We start from the raw sequence: 22,078 nt of genomic DNA on the forward strand, positions 1-22,078 counted from the left end.
GTTCCTCCAAAAACTAGTGCGGTTAAACTATACGGTGGAGTACGTCTCCACGCTTGCTAGTATAATGCTTGCTTGCCGAAAAGCCAATAGTCAGAGAGTACTAAATCGAGACAGTACTAGCGTGTGAAAGTACTGCTTTGTGCCGGGACTGTTGTACCAAATTGAGATGAAAGTTTTGTGATATTGGAGTTAACAAGAAGATCATCTACTACTAATAGTAGTATGTTTTAATTATTTGCTACTTTTTTGTAGATAACGCTCTTGTCATCTTCATACATAAGCGTCCATTGTGATGAGTGCCGCAGCTCGTGTAAGATCGGTAGATCAGCTTCATCTGTTTGAACTGGCTTGGGCAAAAAAATATATGCGATGCCATATTTATCCATGATCGCTTCCCAATTTGTCCCATTTAACGTTTGCAGATAATCGTTTACAATCTGATATGAAAACAAATGCACGCGGCCATCAATAAAAGTATATTGTTGCGGCCAAAGACGCCAAATCAAATAATCACCAAAATCTTGATGATGAAACATGCGCCCGGTTATACCGGCCTGCTCAATATATTCAAACGCTGCTACCGGAATGGCGGGATCGATTAGCGACGGTCGCAAGGCGGTAATGCCCACATGTGGCCGTACCCAAGGGCTAAACAAGACAGTGGTTGCCCCAAGGGCAATCAGTAGCAACCAATTGATCGCATTGGCCAACCACGAGGGCCGGGTTGCGCCCGCTTCTGGCTGTCGGGCTTGCAATAGCGTCGCTAGGGCAGGAATATTCGGGAGATGCCACGCAGCGATTGGCATAACCGCAATCACAAACCAGATCCCATTGCGGGCCGAGGTTAGCCCAAAGGCAGAGAAAAATAAAAAAATCCCTAATTCTGCCAGATCCAACCGGCGCTGGCTATAGATAAAAATCAGAATCGCGCTAAAAAACGGCAGAAAGAAGGATAAAACATGCTCAATGTTTGTTATGCGCGGCGTTTGCCATTCGATAACAAAGATTTGCGACGACGGATCAGCGCCAACTTGTTGCACATACCGGTAGATATCCACCCCGTATGGGTTGATAAGTGTAGCGACGAGTGTTAAGCCAACCACCATTGCTAACCGGTATAACGCAGATAACGGCAGCAGTGCGCTCGTGCTGGCACGAGAACGATCTAACCGGTACCGTACACTTTCACTCACCAGAACGATGACGAGCGTGATCAGGCCAATAATGAAGGCGCCATGCACATTGACCCACACTGCCATAAGGACGGGGAGGAGCCAAATCAGCGCCGTGTGTCGCTGTGCGCGATAGTTCCATAAGATAAACAAAAAAAGCGCCAGCAATCCAAACGAAAAGATTTGGGTGCGGAGATTACTGTACAGGGCAAACGAGAATGCAACTACCAGCATGATTGCTGCCACTGCACGCGGTGGGATTGTGGGCAAATACGCAGTACGGTAGACAATTAAAAATGCGGTTGAGATGACCACCGCATTAAACAAGACGAGCAATTCTAACTCGCCAATCCGCCACAGCCCATAAAACAGCACTTCCGCTAACCAATTCGGATGCGCAAACGCTTTTCCATACTCTGTGAATGAGAAGATATCGGTCGCAGGAATGTGGCCACTCGTCAGAATCAGTTCGCCGACCTTCAAATGCCACCAGACATCAAGCCGTCGCAAAGGATCGAGTAATGTCGACCAGACAACGAGCGTGATGGGTAAGAGCAGCCAAATCGTCGTGAGCGAAAGAGGCGGTAATCGCTTCATACTACGTGTGGAAACGTTCTGTACCGGTTATGGCAATGGGATAGTCGCCGCTACCCGGGTGCCGCGCCCGATCGCGCTCTCGATGCCGAACTCGCCTTGCAGCAAGACCTCGATCTGCTGGCGCATGTTGGCCAAACCCATATTCTTGCGCGTTCCGGCGCTGGCAATCGCGTCTTGCACGGCAAAGCCGCTGCCATTGTCTTCAATCAGAATTTGGAGCGTGTTGTCGCTATTGTCGAGCATCACCCGCGCTTGGGTGGCGCCGGAATGGCGCACGACGTTGTTGATCGCTTCTTGGATGAAGCGGAAGATCGTTACTTCATAGTGGCCGGGTAAGCGTTGATCGAAGTTTTGCACCATTAAACTGACATCGATTTTGTGTTTTTCGGAAACTTGGGCCACATACCGACGTAAAGTCGGCACCAGACCAAGATCATCAAGCGTCATTGGTCGCAGGTCGAAGATGAACTTGCGCGTCTCTTGCAGGGTGTTGTTGACCGCATTCTTCAGCGCCACCAATTCAGCACGGGCTTGATCGAGATCGCGGTCGAGCAGGCGCTGGCAGATTTCGGCCCGCAAGACAAGGTTGCTCATTGCCTGTGCCGGGCCGTCGTGCATTTGCAGCGAAATACGCAACCGCTCGCTCTCTTGCGATTGGATGATGTTGGCGATCATCGTCTGCGGGTCGAAGGGCAGATCTGCCACTTTGGCGCTGCGTTCCAACTGTGCGGCTGCCTGTTCAAGCAATTCGACAAATTCGCTCAAGAGGCTTTGGCGGTTGCGCAACGTCTCGCGCCGGGTCTGCAACTGCTCGACCTGCGCGCGCATGGTTTGCAAGCGCATTTGCACTTCAATCAGCGAGGTGTAGAAGGTCTTGATATCAGTCTTTTCGTAGCGTTCGAGATTGACATCAAGATCGCGCACGCGATTAGCGATCGAGGTTTCGCGCAACGAGAGCTTGTCAACTTCGGTCATCCCTTGCCGCAGCAACGACTCAACCTCATTGATCTCACGGCGGGTGCGATCGATCTCTTCGCGGTACGTTTGGATAGCTGCGGTGATCTGCTGTTGCACTTCTTCGCCTGCCACGGCTGATTCTCCTGCGATGCCGGCGCCGCCGGCGCGAATCTGCTGGTCAGCATTATAGACGTTGCCGCGCAGTGACGCAACGTGTGCCATTGATACTGGTGTTTGGTATCATACCATACAGAGTTCAGCGCCGAACAGAAGGGCACAAGCATGGAACTTCGCCATTTACGGTATTTTGAGGCGGTTGCTCGCCACTCACACGTCACCCGCGCCGCAGCCGAATTGCATATTGCGCAGCCGGCGCTCAGCAAGCAGATTAGCCAGCTTGAACGCGAGCTTGGCATTACGCTGTTCGATCGGGTGGGACGCAGCCTGCGCCTGACTGAAGCCGGTGAGGCGCTGTTGCCATACGCGCGCGCGATCTTGGCCCAGGTTGAAGAAGCGCGCGCGGCCATGGCCGAACGGGTCGGGCTAAAGGCTGGCCGGGTATCGATCGGCGCACCACCGACCGTCGGTGCGCATCTGCTCCCGCCGCTGTTGGCTGCGTTCCACCAACGCTACCCCGGCATTACCCTCCGCCTGCACGAGGCCGGCATCCAGTCGCTGCTCGACTTGCTTGAGGCTGGCTTGACCGATTTGGCTGTCGTCGCTTTGCCAGTCAGCGATGAGTTGTTGACGGTGAAGCCCTTGTTGAATGAGCCGTTGGTGTTGATTGTTAGCCCAACGCACCCGTTAGCGGGGAGAAGTGAAGTAACGATGGCCGAACTCCGCAATGAACGCTGGATCTTGTCGCCGGCGAGTTATGAGTTGCGTGAGGCGACGCTCAAGGCGTGCCGCGAAGCTGGCTTTACGCCGCAGACGGTGATGGAGGGGGGTGAAACCGAGACGCTGGTGCGGTTTGTAGCTGCCGGTTTAGGAATTGCGTTGGTACCGGCGCTCGCCGTAGCCGGTTTCCATAACGTGGTGAGCCTCACAATTCACGATCAGAGTCTGACCCGCTCGCTAGGTTTGGTCTGGCGCAGTGATCGTACCGCTTCACCGGCTGCCCGCGCCTTGCGCGAATTTCTGGTCAGTGAATTGCAGCAGCGCCCGGTCAGCGAGCTGATCCGTCCGTAATTGGTTCGAGACGAGCAAAGCTGGCTAACAAGCGTCGCTCGCGATCGGAAAAGCGTACCATCACTTCTTCGTCGCCTTCGATCAGCCGGCTGCTAACCACAATCCCTTCGCCAAAGGTCGCATGGCGCACCCGTTGGCCGGGGAAAAAGACGGCCTTGAGTGAGGCCGGTAATGGTGCGCTACGCCCGCTCTCACGGCGTGCCGGCGGCTGATTGAACGAGCGCTCATTGAACATTACCGGCTGCGGCGCTGGAATCGCCCGGTAGCCGCGCCGCCGCAGCGGTTTGAAGAGCGCCGGCGGAATATCGGCCAGAAACCGCGAACGGGAACTTACTGTCACCCGGCCAAACAACGCCCGTTGCGCCGCATGGCAGAGGTACAACCGGCGTTGGGCCCGCGTCATGCCAACGTATAGCAACCGCCGCTCTTCTTCGAGCGAGTCGCGGTCGGTTTGCGAGCGGCTGTGCGGCAACAAACCCTCTTCGATACCGAGTACAAAGACGTAGGGGAATTCCAACCCCTTCGCCTGATGCAAAGTGATGCACGTGACCACATCATTATTGCGGTCGAGCGAATCGACATCGGCGATGAGGGCGACGTCTTCCAGAAATGCCGCCAACTGATTCTCGACCGGCAGATTGGCGTAGGCTAACGCGGCATTGCGCAACTCTTGCACGTTGCGCCAGCGATCGTCGGCCTCGTCGGCGTCGTACTCGCGTTTTAGCGCCGCCTGCACCTCAACTCGCGCCAGCACGTAGTCGATCAGATCGCCTAGCGCCATCACCTCGCGCAACCGGTTGAGATCGGTCATGAGGGTATAGAACTCTAACAAGGCGCTGCGGGCGCGTGCGGCAAAGGGATGGTCGGCAGCATCGCCGGCCAATTCGTTGAGCGCCTGATAGAGCGGCGCCCCCAACTGCCGCGCCCAGACGATCAACTCGCTGACGGTGCGATCGCCGATGCCGCGGCCCGGCCAGTTGATCACGCGCTGCAAGCTGACGCTATCGTAGGGATTGGCAGCCAAGCGCAAGTAGGCCAGCACATCTTTGACCTCTTTGCGCTCGTAGAAGCGCACCCCGCCTACGACGTGATACGGCAGATGGGCCTGCACCAGCGCCTCTTCCACCAAACGCGACTGGGCATTGGTGCGGTACATAATCGCACAATCGCCGGGCCGCGCCGCGCCTTCGGCGATCAGGCGCAGGATTTCGCCCACCACAAACGACGCCTCATCTTCATCATTGGCCGCTTCGTAGAGAATAACCTGCTCGCCTTTGCCGTTGGTCGTCCACAGCCGTTTCGCATATTTGCGCTGCGGACTAGCGTTGATCAGCGCCTGCGCCGCATCGAGGATCGCCTGCGTACTGCGATAGTTTTGTTCGAGCATAATCACCGTGGCATCGGGATAATCGCGCTCGAACTGCAAAATGTTGCGAATATCAGCCCCGCGCCACGCATAGATGCTCTGCGCTTCATCGCCGACCACGAACAGATTGCGTTCGCGTTCGGCCAACGCGCGCACCAGCAGATATTGGGCGTGGTTGGTGTCTTGATACTCATCGACCATCAAAAAGCGGTAACGCTTCTGATAATGGGCGAGCACCGCCGGATGCTCGTGGAACAGCCGCACCGTCTCGCCAAGCAGATCGTCGAAGTCGAGCGCATTGCTCTCGCGCAAGAGGGCTTGATAGCGGGCGTAGCAACGGGCAACAACCTCATCGAAATAGCTGCGGGTATGGCGAGCAAACTCTTCCGGGCCAACCAGTTCGTTTTTGGCCTGCGAAATCGCGCCGAGGATAGCGCGCGGCGGGTTCTGCTTTTCGTTGAGGTTGAGTTCGCGCAACACCCGCTTCATCAATCGTTCTTGGTCGTCGCTATCGTAAATAACAAAATCGCGCTCGCGGCCAAGATGGATGATATCGCGCCGCAGCCAGCGGGCACAGATCGCGTGGAAGGTGCCGACGGTCAGGTCAGTGGCGACAGCCTCGCCCAACAAGCCTACCAGCCGCTCACGCATTTCGCGCGCGGCTTTGTTGGTGAAGGTGACAGCCAAAATGTGCAGCGGATCAATACCAGCTTCCGTGATCAGATAGGCAATGCGGTGGGTTAACACGCGCGTCTTGCCGCTGCCCGGCCCGGCCAACACCAACACCGGCCCCGTGACGGTAGTCACGGCGCGTTGTTGTTGCGGGTTGAGGTTGGCAAGCAGGTCAGTGACCATGGTTGATACCGGCGCGTAGTTTTGTTGCAGTATACCATACGAAAGCGGCGCACCGCAGTGCGCCGCCTAACCAGCATCGACGCTACACGACCGTGCTATGAGGTGGGTGCTTGGCGGCGTTTGAGTTCGTAGCGGATCATACCGGCTACGCTCATACGCGACCAACTGCGCGCCACCACCCCTGCCGGGCCATCGTCGGGGTAGGGTACCCAGCGTGCCGCCAGCGCATCAACGTCAGGATCGCCATCGGCCAACGCCCGATGAACCAGATCAAAGAGTTCGGCCAACCGTTCGGCAGCATAGTTCAGTTGATAATCAACATCGTCGTGCGGGCCGTAGTGCGTCACGTAGATACGTGGCAGGTTCAGCGCGCGCAGTTTAGCGATGGTCGCCTGATGGGTTTCGAGGTTATACGTCGGCACCGGCGTGACCGGGAACACAAGCCCCCAGCGTTCCATCACCAACCCAGCCGCATCGCCGATAAACAGACCGCCGCTCTTCAGATCGCGGTACGAGAGATGGTCGGGCGAGTGACCGGGAGTAGCGATGGCTTCGAGCACTACATCGCGGTCCAGATCGAGCCGCAAGGTTTCAGCCGGATGAATCCGCTCGGCAGGGATCGGCAGCAACTCGCCGTGCAGCGGCCATGCCTCTTCACCGACGGCCCGGCGCACACTGGACATCAGTTTGGTTGGATTCGCCAGATGCTCAGCCACGCTGCTATTAATGTAGACCGTGGCATTGGGCAACGCAGCAGCGAGATGGCCAGAGCCGCCGCAGTGATCCATGTGGATATGAGTGCAGAGAATGTGTCGCACCGCTTCACGCGGAATCCCCAGCGCATCAAGGCCGGCCAACGTCTTCGGCGCAGTTAGTGCCGTCCCGGTCTCGACCAGCGCAATCTCTTCGCCCCGCACGACGTAGGTTACACCCACGCCGGGCAAGCCAAGCAGATCGTGATCGATCGCCCAAATGTGCTCATCAACCTGAAAGATCTCCATCCCTTCCCTCGTTATCTGCAATTGGACACGCAACAAACCGACTGCCCATTGCAAGGCGGTGAGGAACAGTCAGTGACACGAGTAGCACCGTGGGGCATGCGTGCTATTTTCCGGTATTGCGCCGTCGCCGTCGTCGTTTGCCGGTATCGCTTCCCGGAGTGCCTGCCGGCACTTGCGGCGAGGGTTTAGCGGCGGCGGGCGGAGTTTTCCCCGGCGACTTGGCAGCGGCGGCGGGCGGAGTTTTCCCCGGCGACTTGGCTGGGGCAGCCGGTGTATCGTTGGCAGTATTCCCGTCTCGACGGCGCGCCCGCGACTTTGGCGCCGGTTGCTGCTCTGCGTCACGACTTGATTCTACTGTGGGCGGTAACACTGGCGCAGGTAGCGAGAACGACGGCTCATCGTCTTCCAACAGACGAAGATCATCGTTCCACTCAAAAGCATCAACCTCATCGCGCAGCATCCGGCGTTCGCCGCGATCGGGCTTAGCCGGACGCGCCGGCGTAATGCCCTCAGCCGCGCGTGCGCGCGCCAGTGCCGCCACCTGTTCGGTAGCCAAAGTAATCTGCGGTATATCGTAGGTCTCGATCATCCCGCTACTGGCCAATTGCACCAACACTTGCTGCTTGAGCACGTGCTGGCCGACCACCTCACCCGGCCCATCGGGCGTCATCACCCACGTGCCGCGTTTGGGTAACTGGCTGCGCATCTCCAGATACTGCTCGTGTTCGTATGAGAGACAACAGAGCAGTCGCCCGCAAACCCCGCTAATCTTACTCGGATTCAGCGGCAGGTCTTGGTCTTTAGCCATCTTGATCGAGACACGGGCGTAATCGGGCAGGAAAGAGGCGCAGCAGAGAATCCGGCCACAGGGGCCAATGCCACCCAGCATCTTCGCCTCATCGCGCGGCCCAATCTGGCGCAGCTCGATGCGTGTTTTGAAGGTACGGGCCAAATCGCGCACCAATTGGCGAAAATCGACCCGCTGATCGGCGGTAAAGTAAAAGGTTAGGCGGGAGCCATCGAAAGAGTATTCGGCCTTTACCAACTTCATCGGCAAGCCATGCTCTTGCACCTTTTCGGCGCAACGGGTCAGCGCCTCGGCGTGGTACTGTTGCAACTCGGTCATACGGGCCAAGTCGACCTCTTCAGCGCGCCGCACCACTGGCTTCAATTCGCCGACGATAGCGTCATCGCTCACTTCGCGCCGTTCAAACGCCACCCTTGCCAACTCAAGGCCGCGCACCGTCTCAACAATCACCGGATCACCGGTATGGAGTTCGAGATCGCGCGGGTCGAAGTAGTAGATTTTGCCGCTATCTTTAAACCGAATACCAACAACAATTGGCATACAACGTCTTTCTAAGCCAAATCCACCCAGTCCTTACGGCCCCACATAGGCAATCGTCGCCTGCCCGCCGGGTTTGGCGCGCGGGCCGAGCACCTTATACGCGCGCACCCGTTGCTGCTTACCCTTCAATTGCAACTCACCCATCTCTTGCAGTTCGAACTGATCGCTCACCAAACGGGCCGTATCTTCGCCGATAAACACGGTGCCCGGCTCGGCAGCCGATTCGAGGCGGGAAGCGGTATTCACGGTATCGCCGATGGCAGTGTATTCAAGCCGGTGGCGCGTGCCGAAGAAACCGGTATAGGCCGGGCCGGTATTCACGCCGATGCGGATTGTAAACGCCTTATCGGGATCAAGCCGGCTGACCAGCCGCTGTTGAGCTTGCTGCATCTCCACCGCGGCTGACACTGCGCGCAGGGCATGTTGCTCGTCGAACGGCTCGTCAGGCAGGCGCGGTGCGCCGAAGATGGCCATAATGCCATCGCCGATGTATTTATCGACCGTGCCATTGTAACGGAAGATGACCTCGGTCATTTCGTGCAAATACTCGTTGAGCAAATCTTGCACCTCACGCGGCGACAGCCGTTCGGAGAGGGCGGTAAAGCCCTTCACATCGGCGAAGAGCACCGTCACCAGTTGTTCCTGCGCTTCCCAGAGCTTCCCGTGCTGGGCGACATAGCGCGAGAGCGCCTGCGCCACATTGGGCGAGAGGAAGCGTTCGAGATTTTGCCGCACCTGCCCCTGCACCCGCAGCTCTTCGGTGAGGCGGGCGCGTTCGATCGCCACCGCCGCCAAATTAGCAATCGCCACCACCATATCGCGGTCACGGGTAGTAAACTGCTCGCGACCGGGCGAGTCGAGCAAAATCACCCCGATGGCGCCACCCTGCGTCAACAATGGCGCGCAGATGGCCGAACGGATATTAGCAGCGATAATACTCTTGGAACCGGCAAACTCCATGCGGGCATCGTGGGTGAGCACCGCTTCGCCGCGATCGATCGCTTTGCGCACAATGCTGCCGGCAATCGCTACATCGCCGGTGCCGGGAGGCAAAATCACGCGCGGCACCAGCTCGTCGCCCTTGCGCAGCAGCAAGAAACCGCGCTGCGCCGGCACCAGCCGGATAATCTCCTCCATCACTAAATCGAGCAGTTCGCGGTAATCGAGCGCCTGATTGACCCGCATGCTCAGTTGGTAAAACGCTTGCAGATCGGCGGGTTGCAACTGCAATTCGTGCGCAGCAACCGCTTGCGACTCTGAGGCGACCGGAAAATAGCGGTTATCATCGAGCACCACGCTCTGGGCAGCGCGATCTTCGTAGAGCAGCTCGAAGGGGCCGACCCCGATCACATCACCGTCGTTCAGTTGCTCTTCCTTCACCCGCAGGCGATTGACCGTCACCCCATTGCGGCTGTTGAGGTCTATCACCCACGCCCGCCGCCCGCGCAACTCAACCCGTGCATGCTTGCGCGACACGATCGCATGGTTCAGCACAATCTCATTATCGAGCTGGCGGCCAATCGTCAGGCCGCGCTCGGTAATCGGGAACGTGCGCTGCTCACCTTGAACTGTGACTGTGATCCGCGCCATAGCTGTGCTCCAAACCTACCGGCACCTACTCCTCACTAGCAAGATCGCCCCAAATCAACTCAGCGATATGCGTGGGCACAGTAATCGACAACCCCGGCCGCTGGAGGGTGACGCCGATTGCGGGAACCTTATCGGTGATGGCAAACGCAGCGCCCGGCACTAAGCCATTAGCTTCGAGAAAGGCGACGATCGGCGTCTCTTCTTCGGCTTCTTCCGCGATGCGGCGGATGGTGAACGACTGCCCCGGCTGGGCCGTATCGAGCCGGGTATTGCCGGCGTAGACCTCGTGTTGGCCGGGGATCGGATTACCGTGCGGGCAGGTTGTCGCCTGCCCAACCAGCGCCATAATCCGCTCTTCCATCACCGGCGAGAGCGCATGTTCGAGCCGGACGGCCTCTTCGTGAATCAGATGCCATGGCAATCCCATCACATCAACGAGGAATCGCTCAAGGATTCGGTGACGGCGCACCATCGCCTCGGCCAATTGCAACCCACTGGGAGTGAGCGAAATCTCGCCGTGGGCATTGCGCTCGATAAAGCCTTTTTCGAGCAGGCGCGCCACAATATGGGTGACGGTTGGCGGCTGCACTTTCATCCAACGGGCCAACCGGGCCGCAATCACCGGCTCGTTGCGCGCCGCGAGGTAGTAAATCACCTCAAGGTATTCACGTTCTTTTGCGGTTGGCTCGCCGGCGGAGCTGGTTTGCCGGCGGCGTAACGATGCGACAGACTGGGAATTGCTCATACCTGCTTCCTCACCGCCCGTAGCGCAGCCAATCGGCGCTTGCGGGTTGTGCCGCCGGCGACCGGGGTTACGTACCGGCTGCCGGCTTCGATGCTATCCTTCATTATAGCAGACGCGCTTGGCTTACGGCGCCCGAAAAGGCGGGTGATCGCCGGACTGATACCGCACTGACAGTATGCCGCTACAAATAGTATTCCCCGCCATTATGGCGGGGAATACGTTTCGGAGAAGGGGGTCACCGCTTCGGTAAAGCCTAGCGGGCCTCACCAGCGGTGACACCCATACGCTTACTACTCATGGGCATCACCTCCTTCATGCCTGATCGGCTGTATAATGTGCGAGTACCGACACTGGTACTATACCCAAGGTTGCAAACAAAGTCAAGGGTTGCGGACAAGATCTTTACCTGTCTCCCTGAGATCATTGCGCGGTGGAGAGTGGTGAGTGCAGCTCTAGATCATGCGCTGCTCTGTCAAGCGTTGCCATCGCGGTGCGATGTTCGCACCAAGTATCGTTAAGAGCTGGTATAGTAAGCGGTAATCGGCAAGTGTTACGGTGAGACGCGCTATGAGCCAGAAGCAGCAATACTACCTCGTCGTGCGTGGCCGCCAACCGGGCCTCTACCAGCAATGGCAAGGCGCAAACGGCGCACAAGCGCAGGTGGACGGGTTTCCCAATGCGTTGTACAAGCGTTTTGCCACATTGGTAGCCGCTCGCGAGTGGGTCGCTACGCTACCGCCGGCAGAACGCGCCCAAGCGCAAGCGTTGCTCCCCGCGGAAGCGGAGACGCCAGTCTCACCAACCGATACGCCAGCGGGGACAGTCGTGATGTACACCGACGGCAGCGCGATTGGCAATCCGGGGCCGGGCGGGTACGGGGTGGTGTTGCGCTACAACAGCCACTACAAGGAGCTGTCCGGCGGGTTTCGCCACACGACCAACAACCGCATGGAGATCATGGCGTGTATCGCCGGCCTGCGCGCGCTCAAACGGCCCATAGCGGTCACTATCCGCAGCGACTCGGAGTATGTCGTGCAAGCGATGCAGAAGAGATGGGTGCGGCGCTGGCAGGCAAACAATTGGATGCGCAACGAGAGCGAGCCGGTCAAGAATGCCGATCTGTGGGCCGAGCTGTTGGCCTTGTGCGAACGCCATCAGGTGACATTTGTGCGTGTGTCGGGCCACAGTGGCGTGCCAGATAACGAACGCTGCCATGAGTTGGCGCTCGCAGCCGCGCAACAACCTGACCTGCCGCCCGATGAGGGGTTCGTGGCGGCGTAGGAGTTCGTCAGCATCTCCCAATCGCCTTATGGCGCCACTCCTCGGCATTTAGGTCGAACAGAACCTATGAGCGTAGATGTGGTTAATGGTTTTGGGATGCGCTGGTGTACCCTCACCCCCAGCCCCTCTCCCACACCAGTGGGAGAGGGGAGCGGAGAGCCGGGCGTTGAGGCATTGCACAGCGATCAACGGTTATGCTCGATTCGGATGGTCTGTTCGATCCGCAACCTAGCGGGGGGGGTTGGAGTGAGGCCTGCTGCCTAGCCCGCCAAGTGCCACGGTTGCGGGCAAGCTGCCCGCGCACCGTGACGCATTGTGGGGTGCGGGCCGCCCGGCCCGCAGCGAAGGTATAAAGCGACGGGGGGCTATAATATCCTCGCCGATGCGCGCGTGGCGATCCAGACCGCTGATGGTGTTGAGCGCTGTCGGGCGCGGCGAGTAACTGATGACGCTGAATTGGCTGAGGCGTATGGATTTGTGGAAGCAAACCAACGTTTCGCCGGTTTGTCCAAATGCTGGGAGTTGAACTCAGCCGCGAGCAATTCATCGCCTACAAGGATCGCTGGTATTTGGTGACGTTCGAACCGACCACTGAGCAATCCCGCCGCCGCTGGCCTTGCAAGGCCAAGGGATCATCAGCGGCGTGCCGGCGTGGTTGTGCCTGCTCGGTGCGTATGGCCCGCTAGCGGCGGCGTTCATCGTCACGCTGTTGAGCTGGCCTTGCCGGGGTGCGCGAGTTGGCAGTTTTTTTGATGGATTTTTCACAACGGCCGGGATCGGCGCGTTGAGCTGGCCTTGCCGGGGTACGCGAGTTGGCAGGCCGGGTGGTGCGCTGGCGGATCGGCTGGAGTTGGTGGCTGGCGGCGTTCAGTCCGGTGGCGGTCTTTGGGATGGTACTGATCGCGCGCCGTCTGATCGACGGCGCGTGGCAGTCCGTGGCGGGCTTTGGCTACGTGACTGAACTGCCGCAATGAGGTTGGCTGGCGGGGTGGTCCGTCTGGATTCTCACCTTCGGGATTGGTGAAGAGACCGCTGGCGCGGGTTTACCCTCCCGCGCTTGCATGCCCGTTACAGCGCCCGCGACGCTGCCCTGATCGTGGGGGTTGCTGTGGGCCGGTTGGCACGCGCCAGCCTTCTTCTACAACTATGAACGTTCGCTGCTCACCGTTGTCACCTTTGTGGTCGGGATCGTCGCCGGCGCGATGGTGCTAGCGGAGCTCTACAACAGCACCGGCGGCAGCATCTTGGCAACGGCGCTCTGGCATAGCACGTACAATGCCGTCGTGGCTGGCGGCGAAGCGGTGGTCGCGGTGGTCACGACCGCTGCCGTTATCCTTGCGTTCATCGTCATTGTGCGCCGCTATGGGCCAGAGCACCTCGCGGCGCGACCGAAGCAGGTGGTGGAGGAAGGCGGTTGGGGGTAAGTCTATGGAGTGCGGCAGTTTGACTGCCGTACTTCATACGCAAGCGATATCTATGCTGCTGCGTGTGCAGTGAATATGATCTCAGATATATCGAAATCATTCCTCATTTTGTATAATACAGCTTAAGATCACCCGTCACTCATAAGGAGCATCCCCATGATCAACGCCGAACGCCCGATCAGCCGGTTTCCGGTCGTTGACCGGATCGCCGATCTGCCGCCCGACATCCGCGCGCGGATCGAACAGGTGGCCGAAAAGAGCGGCTTCATCCCGAATGTCTTTCTCTTGCTGGCCCACCGCCCTGACGAGTTTCGCGCCTTTTTCGCCTACCATGATGCGTTGATGGACAAACCTTCAAATCTCAGCAAAGCCGAAAAAGAGATGATCGTCGTCGCGACGTCGGCGGCTAACGACTGTCTCTATTGCGTGATTGCCCACGGCGCGATTTTGCGCATCCGCAGCAAACACCCGCGGCTGGCCGAGCAGGTCGCCACCAACTACCGGCGGGCCGAAATCACCCCCCGCCAGCGTGCCATGCTTGACTATGCGCTGAAAGTCGCGGTTGACTCGGCGCGGATCAGCGAAGATGACTGGCAACCGCTCTATGCGCATGGCCTGACCCAAGACGACATTTGGGAGATCGGTGCGATCGCGGCCTTCTTTGCCATGAGCAACCGGCTGGCGAATATGAGCGCGCTGCGCCCGAACGATGAGTTCTACGCGATGGGGCGGTGATGCGTTGCTGACCACCGGGGGCGCGGGACAACATCTCTTGTGTCCTCGGTGTTGCTGTGGTGAACGTTTACCGCCGAGGGCGCGGAGGGCGCAGAGGGGGGCAAGAGGTAGGGCGGTGGCCGCGCTGGCTGCGGTGCCGGGGTGAGGTTTTTACCGCTTCACTGGTCATCACCTCGCCGCCGTATCCTAACCGGATGAGCTATATTCGCGAGTTGCGTCCCTATATGTACTGGCTCGGTTATCTGAACAACGGGCGCGATGCCGGCGAACTCGATTGACAAGCCATCGGCGGTACGTGGGGGATTGCCACTAGTTATATCGGGCGCTGACCAATACCGGATGATCACGGTGTCGTATACCCGCATTGTGCTGAGTTGATCCAACGGATTGCCCAACATAGCGATCTGTTAGCACGCTATGTTGCGAAGTATTTTGTTGATATGCAGCAGCACATCGCGGAACTGTATCACGTCACGCGACCACATGCACGTATCTTTTACATGGTTGGCAATTCGACGTTTTACGATGTGCTGGTGCCTACCGAACAGATTCTGGCCTCGATGCTGCAAGCAGCCGGTTTTAGTCAAATAGACATAACTCTACTACGCAAACGCACCTCAAAGAAGGAACTGTACGAGTATATTGTGTCAGCCCAGAAAGCATGATTCTTGCTACACAATTCCTGCCTACATACCATCGTTTTACCCCCTCCCACAGTAGACAGCCGTGATCAAGCGTGTTATATTCAAGACAAACTGCCGCCCATATCCAACGTATCAGCATGCAAGAGGTTGTCATCCCATTTCACATTGTGATCGGAGCGCGCACGCCGCAGGGGTATCCGTTGCGGGCAATGTGCGGCGGGCGCAGCGCCGAGGCGACGATGCCGCCGCTGGTGTTGGTGAAGCCGCCGGCTGAATCTGCGACTGAGTTGGGTGAATGGCTGTTGCCGGCGCCCATCCGGCGGCTGTTGATCGAGACGGCGCGGGAAGTCGCCGAGCACGGGGCGCGGATGCAGTTGCGGCTGGAGGTGGCTGCCCCTGAATTGGCGGCGTTGCCGTGGGAGTGGCTGGCGTTGAGTAACGGTGAGCAGCAGTGGCAGCCGGCTATCCGTGATGACTACCCGCTGGTGCGGATCAGTCCCCGCGCGCTGCGCCCGCTGCCACCACGCCGGGTCGGTGGGCCGCTGCGGATGTTGATCGCGGTTACTCGTGGTTCCGAGGCGGTCGCCGATGCGTTGGGAGAGGCGCTGATCGAGCCGGTGCGCGCTGGGAAGTTGGTGGTTGACCGGTTGCGCGATGCGACCGCTGATGAGATTGTGGCCGAGCTGGCCGCCGAGCCGCGCCATCTCTTGCACGTGATTGGCGAGTTTGAGCAGCCGCCGCGCCAAGCGCCGCGTCTCCGGCTGGGGCGGGCCGTGAGCGCCGGTGAGCTGGCTGAGTTGTTGGTGAGCATTGATGAGTTGCGACTGCTAACGGTTGCCGGTGCGCCGCCGGAGGCTTGCGCGCTCTTTGCCGCCGCTCTCCACGAAGCTGATGGCCGGGCCGTGGCGGCGCTGCCCGATCTAAGCGCCGCAGCGCAGGCGCGCTGGAGTGCGGCATGTTATCAGGTGCTGGCTGCTGGTGAACCGGTTGATATTGCGCTGACGGCGGGCCGGGCGGCTTTGGCGAATGCGCAAGAGCCGTGGGGCGCGCCTCAGCTCTACCTCGCCTCCGGTGGCGAGCAGCTCTTCCGCCCCGGCGAACCGCCGATCGCGCCGGCGCCGCCGGAAGCGGTGCGCCCGCTGCGCCAGACTACCACTGCGCCGCGGCCACGGTTTGCGCCGACCGGCACGAGTGTCGGCGCGCCGATCAAGCGGCTGCAAGACCTGACCCGCCAATTCCGTCTGCAACCGCAATTGGTGGCGCTGATTATCGCTAGTCTCGTGCTGATCGTGCTGGTTAGCCAAGTGCTGAATGTGCCGGTCAGTGACGCTGTGCCAACGCCGGTGACAACGCCAACCCCGCCGCTATTGCTCGACCCGATCCGCATTCCGGTGCCAACCCTCTTCCCGACGGTGGCGCCGTGAACAACGCATAGGTTGGTTAGGGTAAGGGCAGGTATGCATTGTCCAAGCGCCAAGCGCATCCAACAGAGCGCCATTGGCAAGCGCCCTACTCTCCGGTGTGGCCTAACCGCGCCAGAAAGGAACGACGATGACTATCCCGCTCGATGCCGCCTATGCCGATCAGCTCGATGCCGCTGATGATCTGGCCGGGTTGCGGCAGGCGTTCGTCAATGACGAACCCGATCTGATCTACCTCGATGGCAATTCGCTCGGAAGGTTGCCGCGCGCAACGGCGGATCTGGCTGACGATCTGGTGCGCCGGCAATGGGGCACACGCCTGATCCGCGGTTGGAATGAGGGATGGTTTGATCTGCCAGAACGGATCGGGGCGAAGATTGCGCGTCTGATCGGCGCTGAACCGGATGAGGTGATCGTTGCTGACAGCACGTCGGTCAATCTGTTCAAACTGGTGATCGCCGCCTTACACGCTCGACCCGGACGCGAACGGATCATTAGCGATGACCTCAACTTCCCCTCTGACCTCTATATCTTGCAGGGAGTGGCTGATCTGCTCGGCGGACGACACGAAATCGCCATGGCCTATTCGAGCGACGGCATCCACGGCCCGGTTGAGACGATCCTCGGCCTGCTCGATCACAACACCGCCTTGCTCACCCTCTCGCACGTTGCCTTCAAGAGCGGTTTTCTCTACGATATGCAGGCCCTGACCGCCGCTGTCCACGCAGTGGGGGCGTTGGTGCTGTGGGATGTGAGCCATTCGGTGGGCGCTGTCCCGATCAACCTCACCGAGAGCGGGGCGGATCTAGCGATTGGCTGTTGCTACAAGTATCTCAACGGCGGGCCGGGGGCGCCGGCATTTCTCTACATCCGGCGTGATCTGCAAACGCAACTGGTCAACCCGATTGCCGGCTGGATGGGGCAGCGCAACCTGTTTAACTTCGATCTCGATTACGAACCGGCCCCCGGATTGCGCCGCTTTCTCACCGGTACGCCGCCGGTGGTGTCGCTGGCGCTGGTTGAGCCGGGGGTAGACTTGTTACTGGCCGCCGGGATCGACCGGCTGCGGGCCAAATCGATTGCGCAGACGGAATATCTGATCGAGTTGTGGCACCAGCGGCTAGCCCCGCTGGGGTATACCCTCAACTCGCCGCGTGATCCGGCCCGGCGCGGATCGCACATCTCACTCGGCCACCCGGAGGGGTTGGGCATCGATCTCGCGCTGATCAACGAGTTGGGGGTATTGCCCGACTTCCGCGCCCCCGATAATATCCGGCTTGGCATTGCCCCGATCTACACCAGCTTTCGCGACATCCATACCGCGGTCGAGCGCATGGCGCAAGCTGTGACCGAGCAACGTTATCTCAAATACCGCGACCATCGTCCGGCGGTGACGTAGGGGAGGTAGGGGCAGAGCGCTGCTCTGCCCCTACTGTCCCTTCCATTTGTTCAATAATTGAACTTGTCTTCTGGCGTAATCTTTGCTGGCATGGGTTTCGATGTACAGGCCATTTGATAGCTGGCGCGGGCTGAAGAATTCACGGCCATTTTTATGCATTGGCTCTGTATTGACTAAATAGCGCGCGTGCCCGGTTTCGATCCGGGTGTGCGCGTCAATCCGGCCCTCGCGGATAGCGCGCTCAGCCGCTTCGATTAACATCCGGGCCACCTTGCCGCCGTGTAACATTGGCAACGGCGGTACAGGATTCGGAGGTGGCGACGGTGGCGGCACAGGTTTCGTGGTTGATGGCACCGGCTGCTTGGCGCCATTGCTCTCTATGCCGGCAATATCGTCCCACCATTCCTTATCGAGCGATAAGATGGTGAGCGTCTCGGTCTTGACACCGAGCTGATGCTGGATCAGCAAATCGAGCAGTTGCTCTCCATTCACCAGACTAATCCGCGCTTTAGCTGAAGCCTGCGCTTCTCGCTTTGCGCCGGCGGCGAAGTCGCTAGTGGTAATGATAACCCCCTGCTCGTCGACCGCCAACGAACCGCGCAACGCCTGCACGGTTGGCGCCTGTACATTGTTTTTCCACCTCTTGACTTGCACGGCCACTTTGACTTCAGCAATAGCGCCGGCCTTGAGCACGCCGCGCACATCGATCCCGCCGTCTTTGCGATAATTGGTGACTTGGATCGTGTCTTCGGCAAATCCTAAGGCAATCAGCAATTCGCCGATCAGCGCCTCGAAACGGTCAGGCGGCATCGTTTGTAAACGGTCACGCAATTGCGCGCGCACCGCTTGGTTCAATTCGTTGATCTGGCGGGCGATTGGTTGCTGCACCGGGGTGGCGAGCGCAAACACGCCCCGGCCTACCCGGCGAAACCGTGAATCGGGCGTCTGGGTATCGACGTAGAGGCGCGCCCCCATTGTCGCTTCAGGCGTTTGCCCTTCGGTATCAATCAAATTACGCTCAAGCGCGCGCCGGGCAATCTCGGTGTAGTGGAGCGGTTCACCGGCTGCTTGTAACACGTGATACGCGGCGTCGAGGAAGTTCATAGTTACAAGGTTTATAGACGCGAAATTAATATCTATTTTAGCATATTAATCAAGAGTTTCATCCGTTTCAAGCATTCACTATTAGTACGACCAAGGTTTCCATACGTATAGCTGTTGCTAGTCTACATTGGCCTGCTTTTCGCGCTTGAAGGAGATCGCTTCACTACAGTTTTCCCAAACGTAATCCTCTGCATTTCTTTGCGGTAACATCAACACCCCGCCCCACTACCGGGACAGGGTGTATATCACGTAGCAGCACGATCACTTATCCCACCTCTAACACGCTATCCAACCCGCGGTGCAGGCTAACCAACCCGCTCACCCGGCGGATGGCCAGCAGCGCGCCGGCTACGTAAGGCTCGGCGCTGGCACCGGCGTCGTGGCGAATGGTCAGACGCTGGTCAGGCATGCCAAACACCACTTCAAGCGCGATGGTATACCCCGGCAAGCGCACCGAATGCACCTGCATCCCGTTGAGACGCGCGCCGCGCGCTGCCGGTACGCCTTTCGTCGTCTCAAGCGGCACCGTCAGCTCAGCGGCGCGGATGTGGCCTAGTCGCGCGGCCAGCTCGCGGGCCGTGCCGCTCGGCGCGTCGGGCTTGGTATCGCGAGCATAGTCGATGATCTCCCACTGCGCGATGTAGCGGGCGGCAACCTCGGCAAACTTCTGCAACAACACTGCGGTGAGAGCAAAATTGCCCACCGCCAGCACCCCTCTCCCAGCCGCCTGCGCTGCCGCCGCAATCTCAGCGTAATCGTTGTCGCTCAAGCCCGACGTGCCGATGACCACGTGGCAGCCATGGCGTAGCGCCGCCAGCACATTGGCTTTGGCCGTATCAGGCCTGGTGTACTCAAAGAAGACATCGTACGGCTGGGCCAGCGCCTCGGCGGCGGTGGCGTAGACCAGACAATCGAGCCGCGGCTCGCCCAACACCGCACCCAACCGCTGGCCGGCGGCGCGCCGGGCCACTGCGGCGGTCAACACAATATCATCGGTCGTGGCAATGGCGCGGGCCAGCGCCGAACCGGCCCAACCGGTCGCGCCCGCTAAACAGACGTGAATGGGCATGGGAGACCTCCAATGGGGTGTGATGCGAGTCCTCGTCGTGATAGAGCCTTGATTGTATCAGAACGACGCTTGCGATGTGTCGGCCTTGCTGCGGCTGCAAATCCATCTGTAGGTGGTGACGCAGACCGCTCTGCAGTACGGTGATGCGCTGGCTGCGGCGTTGGCCTTCGAGCTGAGCCGCCATTTGGGCGAGATTGAACAATGCGATGCCGAACTCTCCTATAATCAGCGTTCGCTCGAGCTGCGCCAGCGTCTCTTTGGCCCCGATTCGCTGCCGGCCAGCGCCAATTTGCACTACCAAGCCTTGTTGCTCGATTGGCGATTATCCTCGCGCATATCACTATCATGAGCAGGCGTTGGCGATCCGCTTACGTTGGCTAGGGCCGGATCATCCCGATACGGCAACGAGTTTGTTGTATGCCGGTGAAGGCGCCCAGCGCATGTGTGATGATCCGGCTGCCCACCGCTATTACGAACAGGCGCTGGCGATCCGGAGCCGTGTGTTCGGCCCTGAGAGTCCGCAAGCCGCCGAACTGTATACCCATCTGAGTTTTTTGCTTGGTGTGTTGGTGAGTTTGACGCGGCGTTGCCTTACGCCCAACGCGCCGTAGCGATCTGGGACGCGCAACCGCAGCCGAACCGTGCATTGCAGCGCTGGCGATCAACAATTTGGGCTATCTCCACCGGGTGCGCGCCGAGTACGATCTGGCGCTGGAATGTCTGCGCCGGGTGCTGGCTATTCGACAAGAAATCTATGCGACTTCAAGTTATATCGGGATGACCCGCAACTATATTGGGCGAGTGTACTATTGTCAGGGCCGGTATGCGCAGACCTTGGTCGAGCTAGAGGCCGCTTTAGCGATGATCAAGGCCGCGGTTGGCCGTGAACATCCGTATACCGCCAATGTGCTCAGCAATCTCGGCATCTTGGCGCTCGATATGGGTGATACGGCACAGGCGCAGCGCCAATTGGCCGAGGCGCTCGATATTCACCGCCGGATGGTCGGGCCTGAACACTGGGATGTGGCAAGCGACCTCAACCGGCTAGGTCTGCTGCGCTTGTCGTTGAGCGATAACGCGGCGGCGTACCGCTGTCTCCGCGCCGCATGGCAGATCAGGCGGCGTATCTTTGGGGCACTGCACCCTGATACAGCAAATAGCCTCAGCCATATCGGGATGCTCTATCTGACCACTGGGCGGCTATCGCAAGCGCGTTTGTTGGCGATCGAGGCGTTGCGCTGCCATCAACTGCGATTAGGCGAACGCCATCCCTCTACGGCCCGTAGCTTGCTGCGCATAGGGCAGGTGTCCGCCGCGCTTGGCGATCAAGCGGCGGCGCGTGATTACATGGCGCGCGCCATTGCGATCTATATCGCCGGGCTGGGGCCGGATCATCCCTTCACCCGCGCTGCCCGGCAGGCGGCGGGAGGAAATCGATAGCGTAACATCACCCCTTTACCGCGCGTATGCAGAGGAATCCCGGCTCACGCATCAGTTCGGCGTAGTGTTTGGGGTCTTTTTCGGCAAATTCAGCGGTGGGCAACGGTTCGAGCATGTGCTCAAGCCTGAAACTGGCCCCAATCAGCGGGTTGATCACGGCGCTGAGCGGGCGGCGGTATGAGGGCATCTGCACCGTGATGCCAAAGCTACCCCATTCGTACGCTACCTGCTCGATTGCAAAGTAGTTACTGGCGGCGCGGTGCTGGTCGAATTTCGTCTGCGGATGTTCATCGAGAAGATGAAATGGCCGCCGCACCGCAAGATGCGGTGAAATTCGGCGAAGGTTTGCTCCCAGTCTGCGACATAATCAAGCACAAGCGGGTTGATGACCAGATCAAATGACTCGTCTGGCAGAAACGTGAGCGGTTGGCCAAGATCGGCCTGTAACACCTGCGCCCGGCCTTACAGCCGCTGTTGCGCAAGCCGTATCATCGTGGCGTTCGCGTCAAGCGCCACTACCTCGGCGCCGCGGTCGAGCAGCAGTTCGCTGTAGATACCCGGCCCGCAACCGGCATCGAGCACGCGCTTGCCTTGCACATCAGGCAACAGCGAGAGGGTTGCCGGACGTTCATAGTAGGCGTTGTGCAGTTTGGTCGCCACTTGGGCGGCGTATGCTTCGGCCAGCAGGTCATACGCTTGTTGGGCGATTGGTTCCGGTGGTGGTTGGTTCATAAACGTTCTC

General features: G+C 59.2%; 22 protein-coding genes and 1 pseudogene. 12 read left to right on the top strand and 11 right to left on the bottom strand.

Translation table 11 applies throughout. The features are described 5' to 3' along the window. Nucleotides 1-227 precede the first annotated feature (227 nt). Entirely contained in the window at nt 228-1,769 is a 1,542-nt protein-coding gene (locus tag U9R61_RS17450; RefSeq protein WP_322490091.1) for a hypothetical protein, read from the bottom strand. A gap of 27 nt (nt 1,770-1,796) precedes the next feature. Continuing rightward, complete coding sequence (locus tag U9R61_RS17455; RefSeq protein ID WP_416208869.1) at nt 1,797-2,858, bottom strand: histidine kinase; 1,062 nt, start codon at nt 2,856-2,858, stop codon at nt 1,797-1,799. Between the two features lie 150 nt (nt 2,859-3,008). On the opposite strand from U9R61_RS17455, the gene U9R61_RS17460 reads away from it, so the two are divergent. Further along, a complete protein-coding gene (locus U9R61_RS17460) occupies nt 3,009-3,914 on the top strand; it encodes a LysR family transcriptional regulator (RefSeq protein WP_322490093.1) in 906 nt (301 codons plus the stop codon). On the opposite strand, the gene U9R61_RS17465 is transcribed toward U9R61_RS17460, so the two are convergent. From U9R61_RS17465 to U9R61_RS17485, 5 genes are all read right to left on the bottom strand, one after another. Continuing rightward, entirely contained in the window at nt 3,892-6,135 is a 2,244-nt protein-coding gene (locus U9R61_RS17465) for an ATP-dependent helicase (RefSeq protein ID WP_322490094.1), read from the bottom strand. The genes U9R61_RS17460 and U9R61_RS17465 overlap by 23 nt on opposite strands. Nucleotides 6,136-6,230: 95 nt before the next feature. Then, the gene (locus tag U9R61_RS17470) at nt 6,231-7,136 is read right to left on the bottom strand and encodes an MBL fold metallo-hydrolase (protein ID WP_322490095.1); all 906 of its coding nucleotides are present in this window, start codon (nt 7,134-7,136) and stop codon (nt 6,231-6,233) included. A 103-nt stretch (nt 7,137-7,239) separates the two neighbouring features. Further along, entirely contained in the window at nt 7,240-8,484 is a 1,245-nt protein-coding gene (gene ricT / locus U9R61_RS17475; RefSeq protein ID WP_322490096.1) for a regulatory iron-sulfur-containing complex subunit RicT, read from the bottom strand. 33 nt (nt 8,485-8,517) lie between these two features. Next, complete coding sequence (locus tag U9R61_RS17480; protein ID WP_322490097.1) at nt 8,518-10,074, bottom strand: adenylate/guanylate cyclase domain-containing protein; 1,557 nt, start codon at nt 10,072-10,074, stop codon at nt 8,518-8,520. Nucleotides 10,075-10,099: 25 nt separating this feature from the next. After that, nucleotides 10,100-10,819 carry a metal-dependent transcriptional regulator gene (locus U9R61_RS17485; RefSeq protein ID WP_322490098.1) on the bottom strand — a complete coding sequence of 240 codons (720 nt, stop codon included), beginning with the start codon at nt 10,817-10,819 and terminating at the stop codon, nt 10,100-10,102. 567 nt (nt 10,820-11,386) lie between these two features. Here U9R61_RS17485 and rnhA point away from each other — a divergent pair. The 8 genes from rnhA to kynU all read left to right on the top strand — a co-directional run bounded on the left by rnhA (nt 11,387) and on the right by kynU (nt 17,723). Beyond that, on the top strand, nt 11,387-12,100 hold the full coding sequence (gene rnhA / locus U9R61_RS17490; protein WP_322490099.1) for a ribonuclease HI: 714 nt from the start codon (nt 11,387-11,389) through the stop codon (nt 12,098-12,100). Between the two features lie 812 nt (nt 12,101-12,912). After that, a complete protein-coding gene (locus tag U9R61_RS17495; RefSeq protein WP_322490100.1) occupies nt 12,913-13,074 on the top strand; it encodes a hypothetical protein in 162 nt (53 codons plus the stop codon). A gap of 129 nt (nt 13,075-13,203) precedes the next feature. Further along, nucleotides 13,204-13,524: a hypothetical protein gene (locus U9R61_RS17500; RefSeq protein WP_322490101.1), complete on the top strand. Its 321-nt coding sequence runs from the start codon at nt 13,204-13,206 to the stop codon at nt 13,522-13,524. A gap of 156 nt (nt 13,525-13,680) precedes the next feature. Beyond that, nucleotides 13,681-14,259, top strand: a complete 579-nt coding sequence (locus U9R61_RS17505; RefSeq protein ID WP_322490102.1) for a peroxidase-related enzyme — start codon at nt 13,681-13,683, stop codon at nt 14,257-14,259. Nucleotides 14,260-14,315: 56 nt separating this feature from the next. Continuing rightward, nucleotides 14,316-14,537: a hypothetical protein gene (locus tag U9R61_RS17510; RefSeq protein WP_322490103.1), complete on the top strand. Its 222-nt coding sequence runs from the start codon at nt 14,316-14,318 to the stop codon at nt 14,535-14,537. 96 nt (nt 14,538-14,633) lie between these two features. After that, nucleotides 14,634-14,924, top strand: a complete 291-nt coding sequence (locus U9R61_RS17515; RefSeq protein ID WP_322490104.1) for a hypothetical protein — start codon at nt 14,634-14,636, stop codon at nt 14,922-14,924. A 116-nt stretch (nt 14,925-15,040) separates the two neighbouring features. Then, a complete protein-coding gene (locus tag U9R61_RS17520) occupies nt 15,041-16,327 on the top strand; it encodes a polysaccharide deacetylase (protein WP_322490105.1) in 1,287 nt (428 codons plus the stop codon). Nucleotides 16,328-16,454: 127 nt separating this feature from the next. Beyond that, entirely contained in the window at nt 16,455-17,723 is a 1,269-nt protein-coding gene (gene kynU / locus U9R61_RS17525) for a kynureninase (RefSeq protein ID WP_322490106.1), read from the top strand. A gap of 30 nt (nt 17,724-17,753) precedes the next feature. On the opposite strand, the gene U9R61_RS17530 is transcribed toward kynU, so the two are convergent. Further along, nucleotides 17,754-18,827, bottom strand: coding sequence for a restriction endonuclease (locus U9R61_RS17530; protein WP_322490107.1), 1,074 nt, complete (start codon nt 18,825-18,827; stop codon nt 17,754-17,756). A 265-nt stretch (nt 18,828-19,092) separates the two neighbouring features. Continuing rightward, a complete protein-coding gene (gene dapB, locus U9R61_RS17535; RefSeq protein WP_322490108.1) occupies nt 19,093-19,896 on the bottom strand; it encodes a 4-hydroxy-tetrahydrodipicolinate reductase in 804 nt (267 codons plus the stop codon). Nucleotides 19,897-20,011: 115 nt separating this feature from the next. Here dapB and U9R61_RS17540 point away from each other — a divergent pair, with 115 nt between their 5' ends. The 3 genes from U9R61_RS17540 to U9R61_RS17550 are packed head-to-tail and all read left to right on the top strand — an operon-like array spanning nt 20,012 to nt 21,336. After that, nucleotides 20,012-20,245 carry a hypothetical protein gene (locus U9R61_RS17540; RefSeq protein WP_322490109.1) on the top strand — a complete coding sequence of 78 codons (234 nt, stop codon included), beginning with the start codon at nt 20,012-20,014 and terminating at the stop codon, nt 20,243-20,245. Then, nucleotides 20,154-20,507: a tetratricopeptide repeat protein gene (locus tag U9R61_RS17545; protein WP_322490110.1), complete on the top strand. Its 354-nt coding sequence runs from the start codon at nt 20,154-20,156 to the stop codon at nt 20,505-20,507. Before U9R61_RS17540 ends, U9R61_RS17545 begins: the two co-directional genes overlap by 92 nt. Before the next feature lie 49 nt (nt 20,508-20,556). Further along, nucleotides 20,557-21,336 carry a tetratricopeptide repeat protein gene (locus tag U9R61_RS17550; protein ID WP_322490190.1) on the top strand — a complete coding sequence of 260 codons (780 nt, stop codon included), beginning with the start codon at nt 20,557-20,559 and terminating at the stop codon, nt 21,334-21,336. Nucleotides 21,337-21,343: 7 nt separating this feature from the next. Here U9R61_RS17550 and U9R61_RS17555 read toward each other — a convergent pair whose 3' ends face one another. Together U9R61_RS17555 and U9R61_RS17560 are read right to left on the bottom strand one after the other, a co-directional pair. Continuing rightward, on the bottom strand, nt 21,344-21,652 hold the full coding sequence (locus U9R61_RS17555) for a hypothetical protein (protein ID WP_322490191.1): 309 nt from the start codon (nt 21,650-21,652) through the stop codon (nt 21,344-21,346). After that, nucleotides 21,559-22,068: pseudogene (locus U9R61_RS17560) on the bottom strand (class I SAM-dependent methyltransferase). Before U9R61_RS17560 ends, U9R61_RS17555 begins: the two are co-directional and overlap by 94 nt. Nucleotides 22,069-22,078: the final 10 nt, after the last annotated feature.

The sequence above is a fragment of the Chloroflexus sp. genome, from assembly GCF_034431535.1.
Taxonomy (GTDB): Bacteria; Chloroflexota; Chloroflexia; order Chloroflexales; family Chloroflexaceae; genus Chloroflexus.

Excerpts from the sequence above, each read along its gene's own strand:
- U9R61_RS17530 (WP_322490107.1), bottom strand. The coding sequence starts at position 18,827 with ATGAACTTCCTCGACGCCGCGTATCACGTGTTACAAGCAGCCGGTGAA.
- U9R61_RS17460 (WP_322490093.1), top strand. The coding sequence starts at position 3,009 with ATGGAACTTCGCCATTTACGGTATTTTGAGGCGGTTGCTCGCCACTCA.
- U9R61_RS17450 (WP_322490091.1), bottom strand. The coding sequence starts at position 1,769 with ATGAAGCGATTACCGCCTCTTTCGCTCACGACGATTTGGCTGCTCTTA.
- ricT (WP_322490096.1), bottom strand. The coding sequence starts at position 8,484 with ATGCCAATTGTTGTTGGTATTCGGTTTAAAGATAGCGGCAAAATCTAC.
- U9R61_RS17470 (WP_322490095.1), bottom strand. The coding sequence starts at position 7,136 with ATGGAGATCTTTCAGGTTGATGAGCACATTTGGGCGATCGATCACGAT.
- kynU (WP_322490106.1), top strand. The coding sequence starts at position 16,455 with ATGACTATCCCGCTCGATGCCGCCTATGCCGATCAGCTCGATGCCGCT.
- U9R61_RS17505 (WP_322490102.1), top strand. The coding sequence starts at position 13,681 with ATGATCAACGCCGAACGCCCGATCAGCCGGTTTCCGGTCGTTGACCGG.
- rnhA (WP_322490099.1), top strand. The coding sequence starts at position 11,387 with ATGAGCCAGAAGCAGCAATACTACCTCGTCGTGCGTGGCCGCCAACCG.
- U9R61_RS17520 (WP_322490105.1), top strand. The coding sequence starts at position 15,041 with ATGCAAGAGGTTGTCATCCCATTTCACATTGTGATCGGAGCGCGCACG.
- U9R61_RS17465 (WP_322490094.1), bottom strand. The coding sequence starts at position 6,135 with ATGGTCACTGACCTGCTTGCCAACCTCAACCCGCAACAACAACGCGCC.
- dapB (WP_322490108.1), bottom strand. The coding sequence starts at position 19,896 with ATGCCCATTCACGTCTGTTTAGCGGGCGCGACCGGTTGGGCCGGTTCG.
- U9R61_RS17485 (WP_322490098.1), bottom strand. The coding sequence starts at position 10,819 with ATGAGCAATTCCCAGTCTGTCGCATCGTTACGCCGCCGGCAAACCAGC.
- U9R61_RS17480 (WP_322490097.1), bottom strand. The coding sequence starts at position 10,074 with ATGGCGCGGATCACAGTCACAGTTCAAGGTGAGCAGCGCACGTTCCCG.